We start from the raw sequence: 18503 nt of genomic DNA on the forward strand, positions 1-18503 counted from the left end.
TAAAATGTTTAAAAAATATAAATTTATTCAGTTTTTATTCACCTCAGTCCTGATTCTAGTTGGATTAAGTCTTGAAGTTTTTGCGGATGAAACACCTGTTGACACTATTTTAATTTCAACTAAGTCAAAGAGTGGAGCAAATTTAAAAATTGATTCAAAAAGAATTCAGCAAGCTATAGATAAAGCGTCTTCTAATAGAGGAGTATATATAAAATTAAATGAATCTGGTGTTTTTGAATTAACTGAACCATTAACATTTAAAGATAATGTGGAGTTTGATGGAAATGGAAGTGTGCTTGTCCCTAGTTTAAATTGGACTAGTTTTAATGAGGATGATAGTCCAGTTTTTAATATTATAAATGTTGAAAATATTAAGATTTCAAATTTAACCTTTGACTTCAAAGGTGAGCAAAGGACAGGTAAAGAGAGGGTTTATTGTGGTATATTTATTTTAGGTTCTAAGCTAATTACTATACAAAATGTAACCTTTAAAAATGGTGGAATTCAAGCAAATAATTCTAATCAAATACCGAACTCACCATATGTTTTAATTGTTTCTCAGGACTATGCCGAAGATTCTAATTCAGTTCCATCACTTTTTAGATCTGAAATTGGAGCTTCGATGAATATATTAATTGATAACTGTAATTTTTTAAATTTAGATTCTAAAACAAGGTTTGGAGTAAGGTTACTTACAAATTGGAGTAAAAAAAGAGACTTAAGCGAATTTGTCAACAAAACGCAAAGTAATATTATTTCAAATTGTGTTTTTATTGGTGAATTTAGTTGGAATACAATAGAATTAGCTGGAGGTGGAACTATTGAAAATTTAATATATAACAATCTAGTCTCAGGTAATGCTGTAAATAATATTGATATTGATAAAGGAGCTAGTTATAATATAATAAAAGATAATACTGTAAATAACGCAGGCCTTCCTGAGGTTTATAAAAATGATCCTAATGCCCGATATTCTGCAATCATTGTACAAGGATGGACAGGGGCAAGATATTTTTCAAAAAATAATTTAGTTGAAGGTAATTGTATTGAAAATTTAAGTAATCCTATTTCAAACATTTCTAAATATGCATATTCTGCGGCAATTTCTGGCTTGGCAGTTAGTGGTTTAAAGATAGAAAATAATTTTATTTCTACTGCATTTCAAGATAGCTCTTATAGAAATGGTAAACCATATGGAGGTGGAATAGTTTTAGATCACATTTGTAATGACGTAATAATTAGTGGTAATGAAATTCATAATGTTAATTATGGTGTAGTGTTTACTATGAATGGGAAAAGTTTTGAAAATATTGACGTTTTAAATAATGTAATATATTCGAAAAATATTTCTGTGTTTTTTCCAACTCGTGGAAATGGACCTTATAAAAACTTAAATATATTTAGTAACAAACTTTTCAACACCAATAACAAGAATTCTAAATCAATCCATATAGGTAATGTAAAAAACTCAATCATAAAAGGAAATTTTGAAATCGAGTAATTTTGGATTAATTTAATTATTACTATAAGTAGGTTTTTATGAAACTTAATTTAAGTAATTACTTTTAAATAAAATGTATTACAAAATAAGTTGTTAGTAATAATCAATACTTAAAATTTGATTTTAAAAAGAAATAAATTTATAAAAATTTGAAAACTGGAAGATCTTTATTTAATCGTTGGGAATTTTTCTTAAATATTTTAGTTAAGATTTTTAAATTTCTACCAAAATGGTTTTTAAGTTTTATTTGGTTACTATTCTTAAATTTTAACGGCTTATTTGGTAAGCTAGTGCGTTATCTGATTTTAAAAGCTAAAGCAAAAAATGTTGGAAAAAATGTATCTATTGGATCCAATACAATAATAAAACATTGGAATAATTTTTCTTGTGGTTCTAATGTAAGTATTCACGAAAATTGTATGATCGATTGTGATGCCAATATCTTAATAGGAAATGATGTTTCTATAGCTCATTCTACATCCCTTGTTGCAGCAAATCATACTTGGGAAGATTTTTCTACGCCAATTAAATATAATCCACTTACTAAAATTGGGATTATAATTGAAGATGATGTTTGGGTCGGCTGTGGAGTTAGGATTTTAGATGGCGTTATTATAGAAAGCAGGTCTATCATAGCTGCAGGAGCAGTTGTAAATAAGAAAGTTGAGAAAGGTTCATTAGTTGGAGGAGTCCCAGCCAAATTAATAAAAAAAATAATATGAAGGCATTATTTGTACATGACCATAATTTTTTCAATGTCAATAATGAATATTATAGTTCAGGTGGTTTGCCTTCCCATGCATGGGAAAGGTATATGGAAAATGTTGATCTGCTATTTGTTGTTTCCCGTGGTAGTAAGAGAAATGAAGTAGTAGATGGTTTAGTTAAGTCATCTTATAATAATGTAAAATTTGATCTATTATATCAAGTAAAAGGCGGTCTAGATTATTATAAATTTCATAATGAAATAAAAGATAAATTGCGCTCTCATATTTACGAAGTTGACTTTGTTATAATCAGAGTTCCATCTATTATTGGGTTTTACGCATATAAAATTTGCAAAGAATTGAATAAGCCATTTGTCACAGAAGTTGTGGCTTGTGCTTGGGACAGTACTTGGAACTATGGTAAACTGAGTGTTAGGCTGCAGGCTCCTTTGCGTTATTTTCAAATGAAACAGATAGTAAGAAATAGTTTTGCAACAATTTATGTAACTAAGTGTTTCCTCCAAAAAAGATATCCAACTAATGCAAAAATTGTAGAAAGTGCATCTAACGTTCAGATTCCAATTCCTGACAGTAATTTGTTAAAGGATAGATTAAATTATTCGAGAATTAAAAGTTTAGAAAATGTTTTTAAGATAGGAATGATTGGAAATTTGGCTGTTAAATCTAAAGGGTTTGATGTTGCTTTAGAATCTCTAAGAAAACTTAAAAATATCAATAAATGCCTTAAATTTCATTTTTATCTTGTTGGGGGAGGAGATCAACGTTACATTAAAAGATTAATAACCCTTAAAGGTTTAGAAAATGATTGCATCATAGTCGGAAGACTTCAGTCCGGTTCTGAAATATTTGAATTTTTGAAGGATTTAGATCTTTACATTCATCCTTCAAAGCAAGAAGGTTTACCAAGATCAGTTATTGAAGCTATGAGTGTTGGCTGTCCTGTATTGGCATCTAATGTTGCTGGGATACCAGAATTAATTAATTCAGAATTTCTACATAAACCTGGAAACTACGAAAAGCTTTTTCAGGATTTGATAAGAGTTTTGTCAAATAAAGAATTAAGAGTTTCAATGTCAAGTTTTAACTTTGAGAGATCTAAGGAATATTCTAAAGATATTTTAGATAAGAAAAAGATTGAATTCTTTGAGAAAGTGGTGAATAGATTGAAGAATATTTGATTAAATATTCAGCATAATCGATATTTCCTATATTATAGATAGCGTAAATTACCATAAAACAGTCGAATTGTTAATATTTTCGATATATTAATCGAAACTTTATTTGTTTGAAAAACAATTAACTAGATTATTTAAATTGTTTATAGTAAATAATATATATATTATTAAATTATATTATGAAAATTGGTTTAATTGCCCACTATGGAGAAGATTATTACAAATCAAGACATGATTTCGTATCATACTTAGAAGAAAAAGGTAATAAATGTTTTGCTTTTGTTCCAGAAGATGATTACAAAGTAAAAATTGACAAGTTGACTAGTGATGTATTTTATTATAAATATTCACGTAATTGGAAATTTGTCTTTTCTCTTATTTCAGTTTTTAAGTTGTTTACGAGAAAATTTAAAGAGGAACAACCAGAAATTGTTTTTACCTATAAATTCTTCCCAAATTTGGTTGGAATATTAGCAGCTAAAAGTGCACAAGTTCCAAATATTATTGCCACTATTGCTGGTATTGGATTTCTCGAAAATTATAGAAAAAATCCTTTTATTTGGTTTGTATTTAAATTATATATGATTGTTTTGGATAAGGCCAATATTGTTATTGCTCAAAACAAGGAAGATTTGAATTTGCTTAAAAAAAACCTTCAGAAAGCAAAGGTTATAATGACTCATGGAAGCGGTGTTAATGCTGTAAATTTTGTAAATAAAAATGATTTTTTAGATGATTTTTTGATGAAAAACAATTTATCAAAAGAGAAAAAGTATATTGGATTTTGCAGCCGTATAGTAAAGGAGAAAGGAATTATTGAATTGGTAAAAGCTTTCAATTCTGTAGACTCAAGTTACGATTTATTAATTGCAGGTTGGTTTGATGAAACTAAAATAGAAGTAGCTGTTTTAAATTTAATAAAGGGTAATCCCAAAATCCATTATTTAGGTTACCAAGAAAATGTTTCTGAGTTTTTAGAGGTAACTGAATTTATAGTTTTACCTAGTTATTATCCTGAAGGTGTACCACGAAGTTTGATTGAAGCCTTATCTTTATCAAAAGCAATAATTACGACAGACCATAAAGGTTGTAAAGAAACCTGTATAGACAATCTTAATGGATTTTTAGTTAGGCCAAAATCAATTGAAGATTTAAAAAATACATTTTTAAAGATTGAAGAATTAAGTGATGTGAAGTTGAATAGTTTTAAAGAAAATAGTCTCAAACTTTTTTTAGAAAAATTTGATCGAGAAATTGTTTATAAAACAATTTGGGAATCTATTTTATCATATAGAAAATTTTAACAATCATATTCATGACTATTGTAGTTTCAGGAGCAACGGGTTTTATCGGATCTAATCTTATTCCTTATATTCAAAATTTAAATTATGAAGTCTTACCAGTATCTTTGCGTAATCAAGAATGGCCTAATCAAATTAAAATTGATGCGAGTTGTTATATTCATTTAGCAGGTAAAGCACATGATCACAAAAAAGAAGCACTAGAAAGTGACTATTTTTATGTGAACTTTGAATTAACTAAGGATTTTTTTAATTCTTTCATCAAATCAAATGCAAATTTATTTATTCATATTAGTTCAATGGCTGCTGTTGAGGAATATAAATCAAATTCCCCGCTGAATGAAAAGAATAGTTGTAATCCTGTTTCAAATTATGGAAAATCGAAGCGGAAAGCGGAAGAATTTTTACTTTCTCAAGTATTGCCAGAAGGAAAAAAAATGATATTACTTCGTCCTCCAATGGTACATGGTCCAGGTGATAAGGGTAATCTAAATTTACTTTTTAATGTTGTTAAAAAAGGAATTCCTTGGCCATTGGCTTCTTTTGAAAATAAACGATCTTTCTTGAATGTTGACAACTTCAATTATATTATAGCTTCAATCCTTAGGGATCCTTATATACAAAGTGGTGTTTACAATCTTTCCGATGATGAAGCGGTTTCTACAAATGAATTGATAAAATTAATTTCAATTGTTAGCGGAAATAAAGCTAGGCTTTGGAAAATCCCGCCTTTTTTTATTAATGGATTAGCAAAAATTGGTGATAAGCTAGGACTTCCATTGAATACTGAACGACTAAAAAAATTAACGGAAAATTATGAGGTTAGTAACAGTAAACTAAAAGCTGCATTGAATATCGAAAAATTGCCAAATTCTGCAATGGAAGGTTTAGTGAAAACCTTAAAAAGTTTTTAAATAGTGAAAGGATTTATCGGAAATATAAAAATTCAAGTGAAATAAGAAATTATGAATACAAATCAATTTATTTTAGATTATTTAGAAAGAAATGAAAGTCTTTTTTCGGAAGACTTGAAGAATAATCATAGCCAGCTTTCTCAAGATATATTGGGTAAAAACTTAATGGTAATTGGTGGGGCAGGGACAATCGGTTCTTCATTTATCAAGGCTGCGTTGAAATTTAAACCGGCGAAACTTGTAGTGGTTGATATCAATGAAAATGGACTCACTGAACTAGTCCGTGATCTGAGAAGCGTAGAGGGTCAATTTGTCCCAGATGATTTTGTTACTTATCCTCTTTCATTCGATAGTCCTGCGTTTAGAAAGTTGTTTATTGCTCATGGTCCATTTGATATTGTAGCAAATTTTGCTGCGCACAAGCATGTGAGAAGTGAAAAAGATATCTATTCTATAGAAGCTTTGATTGAAAATAATTTGGTGAAAGCCAAAGGCCTTCTGGACCTTTTGGTAGAGTATCCACCCAAACACTTTTTCTGTGTGTCCACAGATAAAGCAGCAAACCCTGTGAATATTATGGGAGCGAGTAAGAAAATGATGGAGGAATTGATCTTGTCTTATGGTGACAAATTGAAAGTTTCAACAGCTCGATTTGCCAATGTAGCTTTTTCGAATGGGTCTTTGTTAGAAGGTTTTCTTAAGAGAATAGAGAAGGAACAGCCATTGTCTTGCCCAAGTGATGTCAAGAGATTTTTTGTTTCTCCACAAGAATCTGGAGAAATATGTTTAATGGCTTGTGTCTTGGGTGAAAATAGAGAGATATTCTTTCCAAAACTCGATATGGAGAAGGATTTAATCAAGTTTGCAGATATTTTCCCAGTGCTTTTAAAAAAATTAGGTTATGAAGCAGTAATCTTTCAGTCAGATAATGAAGCCAGAAAAAATATACACCTGATCAAAGAGGGTAAATATCCAGTTTATGTTTTCAAAACAGATACTTCTGGTGAAAAGCTTTATGAGGAATTTTATACGGAGGATGAAGATTTCAATTTAGATAAGTATAAAGCTCTTGGTGTTATATCAAAATCTCCTATATATAAATCAGAGGTTTTTAATGAAATTTTTGAGGAATTATATGAGCTTCTGGCTAGACCAAACCTGGAAAAAGCTGAGATAGTTAGCTGGCTAAATAAATATATTCCAGAATTTGAGCATATTGAAACAGGTTTAGGTTTAGATAAAAAAATGTAAAGGTTATGAAAAGAATATTTGATGTAATTTCCTCAGGCATTTTCATTATAATAATTTCTCCTTTATTGATTCCATTAATGATCTTGTTGAGGTTAACCGGGGAAGGTAAGGTGTTTTACGTTCAGCAGAGAATTGGAAAAGGAGGTAAACCATTTGGTTTATTGAAGTTTGCAACGATGCTAGAGAATAGTCAAAATTTGCCAGGTGGCGATGTAACTATGGGGAATGACCCAAGAGTGTTACCTGTAGGGAAGGTGTTAAGGAAAACCAAAATAAATGAGCTCCCTCAGCTATTAAATATCTTCAAAGGTGATATTAGTGTAGTTGGTCCTCGCCCTTTAACACCGAAAACATTTGGGTTTTATCCTGTGCATATTCAGGATCAAATTAAGCATTTAAAGCCAGGACTTACAGGCATAGGTTCAATTGTTTTTAGGGATGAAGAAAGTATTTTAGCTAACTCTCCGAAGCCTCACTTGCAATGTTATGAAGAGGATATAGCCCCTTACAAGGGTGCTTTGGAAGTATGGTACAAAGAACATCAGAGTTTCTTTTTAGATATTCAGCTGATTTTCTTAACGATTTGGGTTATTTTTTTTCCTTCCTCTAAATTATATGAATCTCTTTATAGAGATCTTCCAAAAAGAGAAGGTATTTAAATTCATTCAAACATATCTCATTCCAGTAGGTTAGCCAAATTTCACTAAAAGAGAAAAATAAAATGTAGCTTTGTGATTTAAGTTGTTAAGCTCTATATTTTCTCTTATTAATTTGAATCGTAAGTTTAAAGGTAAAATTTAAATTAATGAATATAGTTATAAGGTTTTTTGGGTTGTTTTTAGGTTTATTAGGACTATTGTCTAATACCTTTGCACAATCTCTATCTTCTGGCCAACCCATTTTAGAAGAATATCTACGTCGGAATCAAATAGCTAATGAGTCAGCTGTAGCTGGCTCATTTTCGTTGCGTCCTGTTATCAATGACTACAGGAATTTGTTTCAAGAAGAACAGGATTCTCTGAAAAAAATCATGGATTTTGGATTGATGCCTATCACCTCCATATCCAGGTACAATACCAATAGACCCTATGGCCATGGAGATTATGGGATGATCCCCAGCAATGGCTTGCAGCAGTATGTTTCTGCCGGTTTTTTTGCCAAGTTCTCTGTACTTCACCTACAGTTTCAACCTGAGCTGATCTATGCTCAAAACGCTGCATTTGATGGATTTTCATCTGATTTTTCCAATTCTGTAAATCAAGCTAGATTCTTTTTTTGGAACTTCGGAGATGGTCCAGAAAGATTCGGTACTGAAGCTTATTCCAGGTTTTATTGGGGTCAGTCCAGCATCTCACTCAAGTTCAAATCCCTCGAGCTAGGGGCTTCTACCAAAAACATTTGGTGGGGACCTGGACAATGGAATGCGCTTACTTTCTCAAATAGCGCCCCTGGATTTCCTCACTTGACTTTCAACACTTACAAGCCAATTCAAACTTTTTTAGGAAACTTTGAATTCCAACTTTTGGTAGGTAGACTGGAGGATTCTGGTATAGCACCCTCCCAATTTGATGAACTGAACGGCCGATATTTCCAAAACTTCAGCGGAGATTGGAAATACTTGAATGCAGTGATGTTCTCCTATGCGCCAAAGTGGGTTCCAGGATTTACCATAGGTCTGACCAGAACCTTCCAACGCTACAGTGAGAATCCTTTCAATTCCTTAAGGGACTACCTACCTGTATTCGAAGGTTTACAAAAAGTCAATTTTTTCGATAATGGAAATACGGTAGATTATGATAGAGATGGATATGACCAACAGCTGACAATTTTTACCCGATATTTTAACAAAGAAGCCAAAGCTGAAATATATTTTGAATATGGTAGGAGAGACCATGCCTTCAATTGGAGGGAGCTAATTCTAAATCCAGAACATACCCGAGCCTATATCTTGGGATTTGGAAAACTCTTTGATTTAGCAAATTCAGATAAAATGCTTCAGGTCAGAGGTGAAATGACCCATCAGCAAGCATCTGTAAACAGGTATATTAGGTATGGTTTGTTAGGGGGAACAACTTGGCATATGCACCATCAGGCTAGGGGCTTTACTAATTATGGGCAAGCTCTAGGAGTAGGAATAGGAACTGGATCTAATATTCAAACCTTAGAGTTCTCACTTGTAGAGAAATTCAACAAAATGGGCTTACTCTTTGAGCGACTTGAAAATCACCAAGATTTCTATTATCGTGCCTTTGGTCAGCAAAAGGAGCATCAGCCTTGGGTAGATCTGAGCATAGGCCTGTTGTATGACAAGCGATGGAACAATCTCCTCCTAAGCTCCAAACTCCAACTGATCAACGGGATAAACTACCAATGGCAGCTCGCTCCCGAATCCACACCAGAGTTTCCCAGAGGAGAAAACCTTTTCTCCATTCACTCCCAAGTCAGTTTGATCTACCTATTAGGAAAACAGCCGTAGTGTATGGGGATGTATTAAGTATTAAGTACCAAGTATTAAGTACAAAGTACCAAGTATTAAGTACAATGTACTAAGTGTTAAGTACTATTTACAATGTAATAAGTACTAAGAGATGGGGGAGATTAGGATCATCTGAAATTATCCTTGGTGATCTCTGCGAATTTGAATGTAACTTTTGAGGTTAAACTCAAAGAAAGCCCTGATTCTTATCCCTTCCAAATTAGCTTATTTCCATCTACTTTGTACTTTTTGATCAAATATCCATTTGCCACTTTTTTTAATTTGTTGGGTATCATGTTTACTTTTTCCCATTGCCTATAATTATTTTCTGATTATACGCTTTTTTGCCAGCAACTTCAATTCATTGGCTCAACAGGTTGTCAATGGTCAATATCCATAAGTATCCAATATCAATTAATAACTGGATCTTTATAATCCCAAAATGTGACTTGGTCACATGTATCTTTGCGGACATACATTGAATACCAATTATCGACCAAAATCAAAGCTAAGTAAAGTCAAAATTTTCGATGCTTATTGATAAAGTTCCGTATCTAAATACCGTACTTTGTAGGCTCACTTCATAGGCTTCATCATACTATTTCGGACAACTAGATGTTAAAATCACTTTCAGAATCCACTATTGCCATTATCGGTTTAGGGTATGTTGGTCTTCCTTTGGCAGTTGCTTTTGCGGAAAAATATCGGACAATAGGATATGATATAGATTCTAAAAGAGTCAGAAGTTTACAAGATGGACATGATAAAACCATGGAAGTCACCGATGAGGAATTACAGCGTGTATTGGTTCATGATAGCAAAAACTCAGGACAAAAGTCACAAGGATTGCTCATCACAGCTGAATTGACAGACATTGAAGCATGCAATATTTATATTGTTACCGTGCCTACGCCTACAGATAAGCATAACAAGCCCGTTCTCTCTCCCATGCTGAAAGCTTCCGAAGCCATTGCCAAAGTTTTGAAAAGAGGAGATGTAGTCATTTATGAGTCAACAGTCTATCCGGGAGTTACAGAGGAGGAATGCGTTCCAGTCTTGGAATTTGGGTCAGGATTGAGGTACAATGAAGATTTTTTTGCAGGCTACTCCCCAGAGAGGATCAATCCAGGAGATAAAGAGCATACCGTCACAAGAATACTGAAAGTCACATCTGGATCTACAGAAGAAGTAGCAGAATATGTTGACCAGCTATACAAATCAGTGATCTCAGCTGGCACCTACAAAGCTTCATCGATAAAAGTGGCAGAGGCAGCCAAAGTAATAGAAAACTCTCAAAGGGATATCAATATTGCTTTTGTAAATGAACTGTCGAAAATTTTCAATTTACTAGGGATCGATACACAAGAAGTGTTGGAAGCTGCTGGTACCAAGTGGAATTTTCTTCCCTTCAGGCCAGGATTGGTAGGTGGGCATTGCATAGGAGTAGATCCTTTTTACCTAGCACAAAAGGCGCAAGAAGTAGGTTATCATCCTGAGATTATTTTAGCGGGAAGAAGATTGAATGATTCTATGGGCAAGCATGTAGCTACAGAGACCATCAAGCACATGATGCGGAAAGATTTGAAAGTTATAGATTCAAAAGTACTGATACTTGGTTTTACGTTCAAAGAAGATTGTCCTGATGTTAGAAACTCTAGGGTTATCGATATTTACAACGAATTGCAATCATTTGATATGGATGTGGAAATATATGATCCATGGGCAGATCCAAGCGAAGTAAATCAAGAATACGGTATAGAAATAGTCAATGGAGAAATAAAAAACAATCTTCAGTCATACTCTGCCATTATCTTGGCCGTTGGACATAGGGAGTTTAAAAATTGGGATTTAAAAACATCTGAACACCAAGTTATCTTTGATGTAAAATCAATTTTGCCAAAAGAGTTCTCCGATGCCCGGCTTTAGTTGTTTAAAGTACCGAATATTATGTACCATGTACCAAGTATTATGTACTAAGTATCATGTACCAAGTACCAAGTACATTGTACTAACCTCTCTTCTTCCCGCCTCTAATCTCGTGCCTCTCGCCTCTAACCTCTCGCTTCTCACTAATCTCTTGCCTCTTGTTTCTTGCCTCTTGCTTCTCTCTAACCTCTCTTCTTCCCGCCTCTCGCTTCTCGCATCTCGCCTCCCGCCTCTAATCTCTCGCTTCTAACCTCACGCTTCTCGCTGCTCTTGCCTCTTGTTTCTTGCCTCTTGCTTCTCTCTAACCTCTCGCCTCTAACCTCCCGCCTCTAACCTCACGCTTCTCGCTTCTCGCCTCTCTTCTTCCCGCCTCTAACCTCTCGCCTCTAATCTCTCGCTTCTCGCAAATCTCTTGCCTCTTGTTTCTTGCCTCTTGCTTCTCTCTAACCTCTCGCTTCTAACCTCTCGCCTCTAACCTCTCGCTTCTCGCAAATCTCTTGCCTCTTGTTTCTTGCCTCTTGCTTCTATCTAAGCTCTCGCTTCTATCTCAAAATAATCGTATGCTGGTTGGAGCCTTGTTGGATTTTGATGCAGGCTTTTTCGAATGAGGGAGGGGAAAATTTACCCATGACATTATTTGAAAATCCATAACCATCTAGTGGTATACCCAGCATATTGGTACGTAGCTTGCCAATATTTTTACTGTCATGTATCACCGCAATGGCATATGAGCCTGAAGGCAGGTTGTCAAAGGTATGTGTAGCTTGACCTTGGGCGATTTTGAGTGTAGCTTGATGCTTTGCTTTGGTATAATCATCTGGCCAGCCGCTTGCCTGATCGAAAAGCAATACACGAATGACCCCCTTGTCATTTTTAATTTGCTGAACAGAGAGCGTCAAAGTATTCATCGGTTTTGCTTCGATCAATGAGAAAAATAGAATAAGAATTAACTGAGGCCACATAGGTCAAGGGTTTGTTGTCTGTTTATTTTTCCAGAATCGGTCAAGGCAAATGTCTTTGTAGTGTAAATCTCTCTAGGTACAAGATATTTTTCTAACATTGCCTCCAGCTCTTTACGCAAAATGTATTCCTTTTTTTTGTCTTCTGAGGTTTCAAGGCATAAGACAAGCTTTTGACCAAGTTTTTCATCCCTTATACCAGCCAAAAAGTAGAGGATATTTCCGTATGTTTTTTTTATTGGCTCGTCAATTTTTTGCTCTAATAATTCGGGATGGATTTTGATACCTCCAGAATTGATTACAAAATCAGCTCTCCCTAGCCAGCGAAAACTATCTCCATTTAGCAATTCGACTACATCATGTGTCTGAAGCCTATGCGCCAAAGCCATAGGTGCTTCTATCCATAAGCACTGCGCCCCATTGATCCCGATTTTTACAGATGGTAAGGTGTGATAGACCTGACTATCTTGCTGGAGGTTTGCCACAGCGACGTGAGAGACCGTCTCAGTCATGCCATAAGTTTGATAGGCTTTGATATTTTGATTTTTGATTTTAGAGATAAGTTCTGGAGAACTTGCTGCGCCTCCTATGATCAAGGTATCGATTTGGCGAAGCCATTTCAAATCCGTATCCCACTCTATTCCAGAAGCCACTTGGAAGGGTACCATAGCTACAAAGTCAAAGGGAGATTGAAGCCATTCAGATTCGAAAGGCCTCGAGCTAGGCGGCGTAATGTAGATGTCTGCATCCCATAACATACCCCTTACAAGCATCATTTTGCCACCTATCATTCCAGTATGGATACATACAAGGATTTTAGGTGATTTTTTTATTTTGAAAAACTCGTAAGTCGCTAGTGCAGAAGCGATCATTTGTGACCTTTTGATTTCTATAGTTTTTGGTGATCCAGTTGATCCTGATGTTTGCTGGAAAAAGGTGTCTTCACCAGAGAGCCAAGCCTCACAGAATGTCAAGCAAGAGGTATAATAAGGGTCGATCTCCTGCCAGGCTTTTGCTTTCACTTGTTCAAAACTGTACGACCGATGTGGTAGAATGATGCGTCCCATAGATTTTTATATAGTTGCAAGGTAATGCCTTTATCAAAATTCAACAAAATTCCCCTAAGCCTATTATCTTGCAAGAAATTAATTTAAAATCTATACCCAATGACTATAAACTGGAAAACAGCGAAAGAATACGAGGATATCACTTACAAAAAATGTGACGGTGTAGCTAGGATAGCTTTCAACAGGCCGGAAGTAAGAAATGCATTCAGGCCAAAAACAACCAGTGAATTGTATGATGCTTTCTATGATGCCATGGAAGACACCGAAATAGGCGTCGTGTTATTATCTGCAGAAGGGCCATCACCCAAGGATGGAGTATATGCATTTTGCTCTGGTGGAGATCAGCGGGCCAGAGGGCATCAGGGATATGTAGGTGAAGATGGCTACCACCGATTGAATATCCTAGAAGTACAGCGCTTGATCAGGTTCATGCCAAAAGTAGTGATAGCAGTAGTGCCTGGATGGGCAGTAGGAGGAGGACATTCTTTGCATGTAGTATGTGATATGACCCTGGCGAGTAAGGAACATGCTATATTCAAACAAACTGACGCAGATGTGACCAGCTTTGATGGAGGATATGGCTCGGCTTATCTTGCCAAGATGGTCGGTCAGAAGCGGGCTAGAGAGATTTTTTTCTTGGGGAGAAATTATTCCGCTCAAGAAGCCTATGAGATGGGAATGGTCAATGCTGTAGTGCCACATGCTGAGCTGGAGGATACGGCTTACGAATGGGCTCAAGAGATTTTGGCCAAATCACCTACTTCTATCAAAATGCTCAAATTCGCATTCAATTTGACAGATGATGGCATGGTAGGTCAGCAAGTTTTTGCAGGAGAGGCTACTAGATTAGCGTATATGACAGATGAAGCCAAGGAAGGAAGAAATGCGTTTTTAGAAAAGCGTAAACCTAATTTCAAAGATGTCAAGTGGATTCCTTGATATTGATTAAAAAAAACTCACATTTAGCGACGTAATCAAATTCTCTTCGAATAGTCTTGAAAGCAAACTAGAGATGATTCGATTTTTGAAAAAATTTAAATAAATGAAAGTAGCCATTCAAGGAATTCCAGGATCTTTTCATCACCAAGTAGCTTTGAATTGCTTTGGGGAAGGTACAGAGATTTTGGGATTCAGGACCTTTGAAGAAGTAGCCAGATGCGTAAGCAGTAATGCTTGTGACTTTGGTGTGCTTGCTATTGAAAACTCTATCGCAGGAGCCATTCTTCCCAATTATGAACTGATAGATAGGCATGAGTTGACGATCAAAGATGAATATTACCTGCCAATCTCACATAATCTAATGTGTCTCAAAGGTCAAAGTATAGATCAGATAGAGGAAGTGCGTTCCCATCCTATGGCATTGCTCCAGTGTAAAAAATTCTTTGAGTCCCATCCTCATATCAAACTTGTAGATGATATAGATACGGCCTCGGTCGCCAAACGCATCAGGGATGAAAAGCTAAAAAGAGTGGCAGCAATAGCCAGTACTACAGCGGCTAGGATTTATGCTCTCGATATTTTGGCTAGTGATATTCAGACCGTAAAAGATAATTTTACGAGATTTATCATCTTGCAAAAACCATTGCTCGAATTGGGTTTTCTCAAACCTAACAAAGCCTCTATAAAAGTGACTGTAAAAAATGAAAAGGGTATACTCGCAAAGCTACTTTCTAAAATTAGCGAGTTTGATCTTGACTTGAGCAAGATTCAATCCATACCAGTGATTGACAAGCCTTGGGAATATGCTTTTTTTGTTGATTTGCAATTTGAAGAGTATGACCGATACCAAGCTGCAATGAGAGCCATCAGGGATAACTATGGTCAGGTTAAGGTATTTGGTGAATATACAAACAGAAAGTAATGAAAGGGTTCTCAACCAGGTTAGCACATATCCAGGAGTACTATTTTTCTCAAAAACTCAAAGAAGTGAGGGAGCTTATCCAGGCTGGTCATGAGGTAATCAATATGGGTATAGGTAGTCCAGACTTACCACCTCACCCGAATGTGATAGCGGCTTTGACTGAGGTTGCAGTAGAGCCCAATGCTCATGGCTATCAGGGTTATCAAGGTATTCCAGCATTAAGAACAGGTTTTGCAAGATTTTACCAGAAGCATTATCAAGTCGAACTTGACCCAGATAGGGAAATATTGCCCCTGTTGGGTTCCAAAGAAGGAATTGTTCATGTCTCATTAGCTTTTTTAGATGCTGGTGATGAAGTACTTATTCCAAATCCAGGATATCCCACATATGCTTCAGCATGTCAGCTTGTCGGCGCAAAAGCAGTACCTTATGATTTGAGAGCTTCAAATAATTGGATGCCTGATTTCGAAGCATTGGAAAAGATGGATCTTAGCAAAGTGAAACTGATGTGGGTAAATTATCCGCATATGCCCACTGGCGCTCGGGCTGATGTTCATGTTTTCGCAAAGTTGCTGGATTTTGGAAGAAGGCATGAGATTTTGATTGTCCATGACAACCCTTACAGTTTTATTCTAGAGGATGATCCCAAAAGTATCATGTCCCTGGATGGAGCATTTGAAGTGGCTATGGAGCTCAACTCCCTGAGTAAGACTTCCAATATGGCAGGATGGAGGATAGGTGTACTGGTGGGCAAGGCAGATTATATCGGTGCGGTATTGAAGGTCAAAAGTAATATGGATTCAGGGATGTTTTTGGGTGTTCAGCATGGAGCTATTGCAGCACTTGAGCTAAGCGATACATGGTATAAGGACTTGAATCAAATTTATCTCAGCAGACGAAGATTGATTTGGCATTTGGCAGAAAAACTTCATTTGGAAGTAGATAAACATGCTGTAGGCATGTTTGTGTGGGCAAAGATGATGGATGGAAGTGATGATTATGCTCTGGTAGATAGCCTGCTGAAGAGTCATTATTTATTTGTGACGCCGGGGAGTATATTTGGAAGTAATGGAAGTGGATATATTAGATTTTCACTTTGTGTATCAGAAGATTTGATACAGGAAGCTATCAATAGGATAAAGTAAAATTATTTTAGAATGAAAAAAATACACATTATCGGGCTAGGACTTTTAGGAGGTTCATTTGCCTTAGCCTTGAAGAAAGTAAAGCCAGAATATATTTTTACAGGATATGACAGCAATCCTAAAAATGTGGAGGATGCTTTGGCATTGGGGATCATTGAAGAATCAGCAGAGCAACCTCACGATGATACGGATCTGATCGTACTGGCGACACCGGCCAACACGTTAGAAGAGATACTCCTTGAAACACTAGATCAAGTAGGACCAAGTACGCTAGTGATGGATTTTGGCTCTACAAAAGAAAACCTATGCAAAGCTGTATCACAACACCCCAAAAGAGCGCAATACCTTGCGGGTCACCCCATAGCTGGTACTGAGTACTCTGGACCAAAAGCTGCATTGGCGGATTTATTGGACAAAAAGGTATTTATTATCTGCGAAATGGAGCTTACAGACGTTCATTTGAAAGCCATCGCATATGAGGTGCTAGAGTCTTTGAATATGAAGTTGAGATTTATGGATCCTGAGGAGCATGATAGACATTTGGCATTTGTTTCACACCTTTCCCATGTATCTTCTTTTATGCTTGGTAAGACAGTTTTGGACAAGATGGAAGACGAAAAGAACATCTTTGACATGGCTGGATCTGGTTTTGCTTCCACGGTCAGGTTGGCAAAATCCTCAGCAGAAATGTGGGCACCTATTTTGGAAGAAAATAAAAGTAATGTATTGGAGGCATTGAGCTTATACATAGCCAATCTATCAAAATTCAGGGATAAAATCATCGCTGATGACTACGATGGGCTGAAGGGTGAAATGAAAAAAATTAATAAAATAGGTGATATTTTGGATTTAGGAAGGTGAAAACCATTCACTTAATTCCCATGGTGGTAGCTTTTGAGACATTGTGCTTTATCTTATCGTCATGAGTTTGCATTGATTTAGAATGTAGACCTTGAAACTTTAAAGACACAAATTAATTTCAATGAGAGACTAATTAACATATTTTAAGTAATTGTGGCTTGGGATTTGAAGATTAATACCTAAGAGAGCAAATAACATACAACTTGTTACCCAGATCTCATTGAAGAGCAAATGTAAAATTTAAAACACTATGAAAAAGTTACTCTTTTTATTACCTGTACTGATGTTGCCACTTTTTACAATGGCGCAGCAGCAAAATGTTCCGTCGATAGATGTAGATGGCGTAAGTGAGATCAAAGCCATGCCAGATCAAGCTACAATACAACTTAATCTGAGAGAGTTGAGAATGAAAGTAAGTGATGCAACTAATGCATTGAACAAAAAAACCAAAGCTATTGAAGATGCCTTGAAAAAGACAGGTGTCAAAGACTATGAATTTGTGGTAGACAACTATTATGTCAATATCAACCGAGTATATCAACGCAACGCTTACAAAGACAGCGGATATGTAGCCAGTCAAAATGTAAAAATTGTAGTAAAACAAACAGATAAAGACTTGGTCAAAATCGTAGAGGCAATCAATACAGCCGCTGATGAATTGACTTATAACTTGTCTTTTGGGATTTCTGAAGCAAAGAGAAAAACTTACCAAGAGCAATTGCTAGAGCTTGCTCTGAAGGATGCAAAGGCAAAAGCAGACATCATTGCCAAAACCATGGGAATTGAAAAAATCATGGTCTACAAAGTAAATTATAGCACAGGTTATACTTTTCAACCTATGGAGTATAGAATGGAGTCCGCTATGCTAAAAACAGCCTCAGCTGACCGCGTAGAGCCTACATTTAGTCCAGAGGAGCAAAAGCTTACAGACAGGGTCAATGTAAGTTTTGCATTTATAGTACATCAAATGTAATCCCTACATATTGGATATAAGTTTTAACCAAAGCTGGATGGTAACATGGTCTACCATCCAGTTTTTTTTTAGAGATCGTGTCGCATCTTTAAATTATTTGACAATGTTGTCTTTATTTTTAATGTTATCTCTTCCTTCCCAAGAATAAAATCCAAGACGATGATATCGGGCGTCCTTTTAGGACTCCTTGATGGCAGGTATTATTTTACGCTATTTCTTTTTTACTAAAAGTATGATGCAAAAGTCTTACAATAGCGTCTTATTTGGCCGCACCTGTTTACCCATAGGTAGAGGCATATTTCAACTTTATTTCGCTTTGGCAATACACTCGTGTTTCTTTCCTCTTATTTCTTCTCTATATTCTT

The 18503-nt window shown here is 35.6% G+C and carries 16 protein-coding genes; 14 read left to right on the forward strand and 2 right to left on the reverse strand.

The features are described 5' to 3' along the window. Positions 1-4: 4 nt before the first annotated feature. The 9 genes from MM214_RS07575 (at position 5) to MM214_RS07615 (ending at position 11272) form a co-directional block, all read left to right on the forward strand. Positions 5-1501, forward strand: a complete 1497-nt coding sequence (locus MM214_RS07575; protein ID WP_241294002.1) for a glycoside hydrolase family protein — start codon at positions 5-7, stop codon at positions 1499-1501. Between the two features lie 149 nt (positions 1502-1650). After that, positions 1651-2223, forward strand: a complete 573-nt coding sequence (locus MM214_RS07580) for an acyltransferase (protein ID WP_241294004.1) — start codon at positions 1651-1653, stop codon at positions 2221-2223. Beyond that, the gene (locus MM214_RS07585) at positions 2220-3407 is read left to right on the forward strand and encodes a glycosyltransferase (protein WP_241294006.1); all 1188 of its coding nucleotides are present in this window, start codon (positions 2220-2222) and stop codon (positions 3405-3407) included. Before MM214_RS07580 ends, MM214_RS07585 begins: the two co-directional genes overlap by 4 nt. A 176-nt stretch (positions 3408-3583) precedes the next feature. Beyond that, on the forward strand, positions 3584-4708 hold the full coding sequence (locus MM214_RS07590; protein ID WP_241294008.1) for a glycosyltransferase: 1125 nt from the start codon (positions 3584-3586) through the stop codon (positions 4706-4708). An 11-nt stretch (positions 4709-4719) separates the two neighbouring features. Next, positions 4720-5619 (forward strand): NAD-dependent epimerase/dehydratase family protein, encoded by a 900-nt coding sequence (locus MM214_RS07595; protein WP_241294010.1) that lies wholly within the window; start codon positions 4720-4722, stop codon positions 5617-5619. A 51-nt stretch (positions 5620-5670) separates the two neighbouring features. Further along, positions 5671-6870: a UDP-N-acetylglucosamine 4,6-dehydratase gene (locus MM214_RS07600; RefSeq protein WP_241294012.1), complete on the forward strand. Its 1200-nt coding sequence runs from the start codon at positions 5671-5673 to the stop codon at positions 6868-6870. A 5-nt stretch (positions 6871-6875) separates the two neighbouring features. Continuing rightward, positions 6876-7529 carry a sugar transferase gene (locus tag MM214_RS07605; protein ID WP_241294014.1) on the forward strand — a complete coding sequence of 218 codons (654 nt, stop codon included), beginning with the start codon at positions 6876-6878 and terminating at the stop codon, positions 7527-7529. A 146-nt stretch (positions 7530-7675) separates the two neighbouring features. After that, positions 7676-9346 carry a capsule assembly Wzi family protein gene (locus MM214_RS07610; protein ID WP_241294016.1) on the forward strand — a complete coding sequence of 557 codons (1671 nt, stop codon included), beginning with the start codon at positions 7676-7678 and terminating at the stop codon, positions 9344-9346. Between the two features lie 615 nt (positions 9347-9961). After that, on the forward strand, positions 9962-11272 hold the full coding sequence (locus MM214_RS07615) for a nucleotide sugar dehydrogenase (protein ID WP_241294018.1): 1311 nt from the start codon (positions 9962-9964) through the stop codon (positions 11270-11272). Positions 11273-11814: 542 nt separating this feature from the next. Here the strand turns inward: MM214_RS07615 and MM214_RS07620 are convergent. Together MM214_RS07620 and MM214_RS07625 are read right to left on the reverse strand one after the other, a co-directional pair. After that, complete coding sequence (locus MM214_RS07620; protein WP_241294020.1) at positions 11815-12234, reverse strand: DUF2141 domain-containing protein; 420 nt, start codon at positions 12232-12234, stop codon at positions 11815-11817. Then, the gene (locus MM214_RS07625) at positions 12219-13298 is read right to left on the reverse strand and encodes an AMP-binding protein (protein ID WP_241294022.1); all 1080 of its coding nucleotides are present in this window, start codon (positions 13296-13298) and stop codon (positions 12219-12221) included. Before MM214_RS07625 ends, MM214_RS07620 begins: the two co-directional genes overlap by 16 nt. Before the next feature lie 99 nt (positions 13299-13397). On the opposite strand from MM214_RS07625, the gene MM214_RS07630 reads away from it, so the two are divergent. From MM214_RS07630 to MM214_RS07650, 5 genes are all read left to right on the forward strand, one after another. Continuing rightward, complete coding sequence (locus MM214_RS07630; RefSeq protein ID WP_241294024.1) at positions 13398-14237, forward strand: 1,4-dihydroxy-2-naphthoyl-CoA synthase; 840 nt, start codon at positions 13398-13400, stop codon at positions 14235-14237. Positions 14238-14340: 103 nt separating this feature from the next. After that, positions 14341-15159: a prephenate dehydratase gene (locus tag MM214_RS07635; RefSeq protein WP_241294026.1), complete on the forward strand. Its 819-nt coding sequence runs from the start codon at positions 14341-14343 to the stop codon at positions 15157-15159. Beyond that, positions 15159-16304 (forward strand): pyridoxal phosphate-dependent aminotransferase, encoded by a 1146-nt coding sequence (locus tag MM214_RS07640; RefSeq protein ID WP_241294028.1) that lies wholly within the window; start codon positions 15159-15161, stop codon positions 16302-16304. Before MM214_RS07635 ends, MM214_RS07640 begins: the two co-directional genes overlap by 1 nt. Positions 16305-16316: 12 nt before the next feature. Next, complete coding sequence (locus MM214_RS07645) at positions 16317-17165, forward strand: prephenate dehydrogenase (RefSeq protein WP_241294030.1); 849 nt, start codon at positions 16317-16319, stop codon at positions 17163-17165. Positions 17166-17415: 250 nt separating this feature from the next. Further along, positions 17416-18138 carry an SIMPL domain-containing protein gene (locus MM214_RS07650; RefSeq protein WP_241294032.1) on the forward strand — a complete coding sequence of 241 codons (723 nt, stop codon included), beginning with the start codon at positions 17416-17418 and terminating at the stop codon, positions 18136-18138. Positions 18139-18503 lie beyond the last annotated feature (365 nt).

The sequence above is a fragment of the Belliella kenyensis genome, assembly GCF_022549675.1.
In the GTDB taxonomy this organism is placed as follows: Bacteria; Bacteroidota; Bacteroidia; order Cytophagales; family Cyclobacteriaceae; genus Belliella; species Belliella kenyensis.

Bases quoted from the DNA above. Each gene is read 5' to 3' on its own strand.
- MM214_RS07575 (WP_241294002.1), top strand. From the start codon at position 5: ATGTTTAAAAAATATAAATTTATTCAGTTTTTATTCACCTCAGTCCTG.
- MM214_RS07585 (WP_241294006.1), top strand. From the start codon at position 2,220: ATGAAGGCATTATTTGTACATGACCATAATTTTTTCAATGTCAATAAT.
- MM214_RS07590 (WP_241294008.1), top strand. From the start codon at position 3,584: ATGAAAATTGGTTTAATTGCCCACTATGGAGAAGATTATTACAAATCA.
- MM214_RS07595 (WP_241294010.1), top strand. From the start codon at position 4,720: ATGACTATTGTAGTTTCAGGAGCAACGGGTTTTATCGGATCTAATCTT.
- MM214_RS07600 (WP_241294012.1), top strand. From the start codon at position 5,671: ATGAATACAAATCAATTTATTTTAGATTATTTAGAAAGAAATGAAAGT.
- MM214_RS07605 (WP_241294014.1), top strand. From the start codon at position 6,876: ATGAAAAGAATATTTGATGTAATTTCCTCAGGCATTTTCATTATAATA.
- MM214_RS07610 (WP_241294016.1), top strand. From the start codon at position 7,676: ATGAATATAGTTATAAGGTTTTTTGGGTTGTTTTTAGGTTTATTAGGA.
- MM214_RS07615 (WP_241294018.1), top strand. From the start codon at position 9,962: ATGTTAAAATCACTTTCAGAATCCACTATTGCCATTATCGGTTTAGGG.
- MM214_RS07620 (WP_241294020.1), bottom strand. From the start codon at position 12,234: ATGTGGCCTCAGTTAATTCTTATTCTATTTTTCTCATTGATCGAAGCA.
- MM214_RS07625 (WP_241294022.1), bottom strand. From the start codon at position 13,298: ATGGGACGCATCATTCTACCACATCGGTCGTACAGTTTTGAACAAGTG.
- MM214_RS07630 (WP_241294024.1), top strand. From the start codon at position 13,398: ATGACTATAAACTGGAAAACAGCGAAAGAATACGAGGATATCACTTAC.
- MM214_RS07635 (WP_241294026.1), top strand. From the start codon at position 14,341: ATGAAAGTAGCCATTCAAGGAATTCCAGGATCTTTTCATCACCAAGTA.
- MM214_RS07640 (WP_241294028.1), top strand. From the start codon at position 15,159: ATGAAAGGGTTCTCAACCAGGTTAGCACATATCCAGGAGTACTATTTT.
- MM214_RS07645 (WP_241294030.1), top strand. From the start codon at position 16,317: ATGAAAAAAATACACATTATCGGGCTAGGACTTTTAGGAGGTTCATTT.
- MM214_RS07650 (WP_241294032.1), top strand. From the start codon at position 17,416: ATGAAAAAGTTACTCTTTTTATTACCTGTACTGATGTTGCCACTTTTT.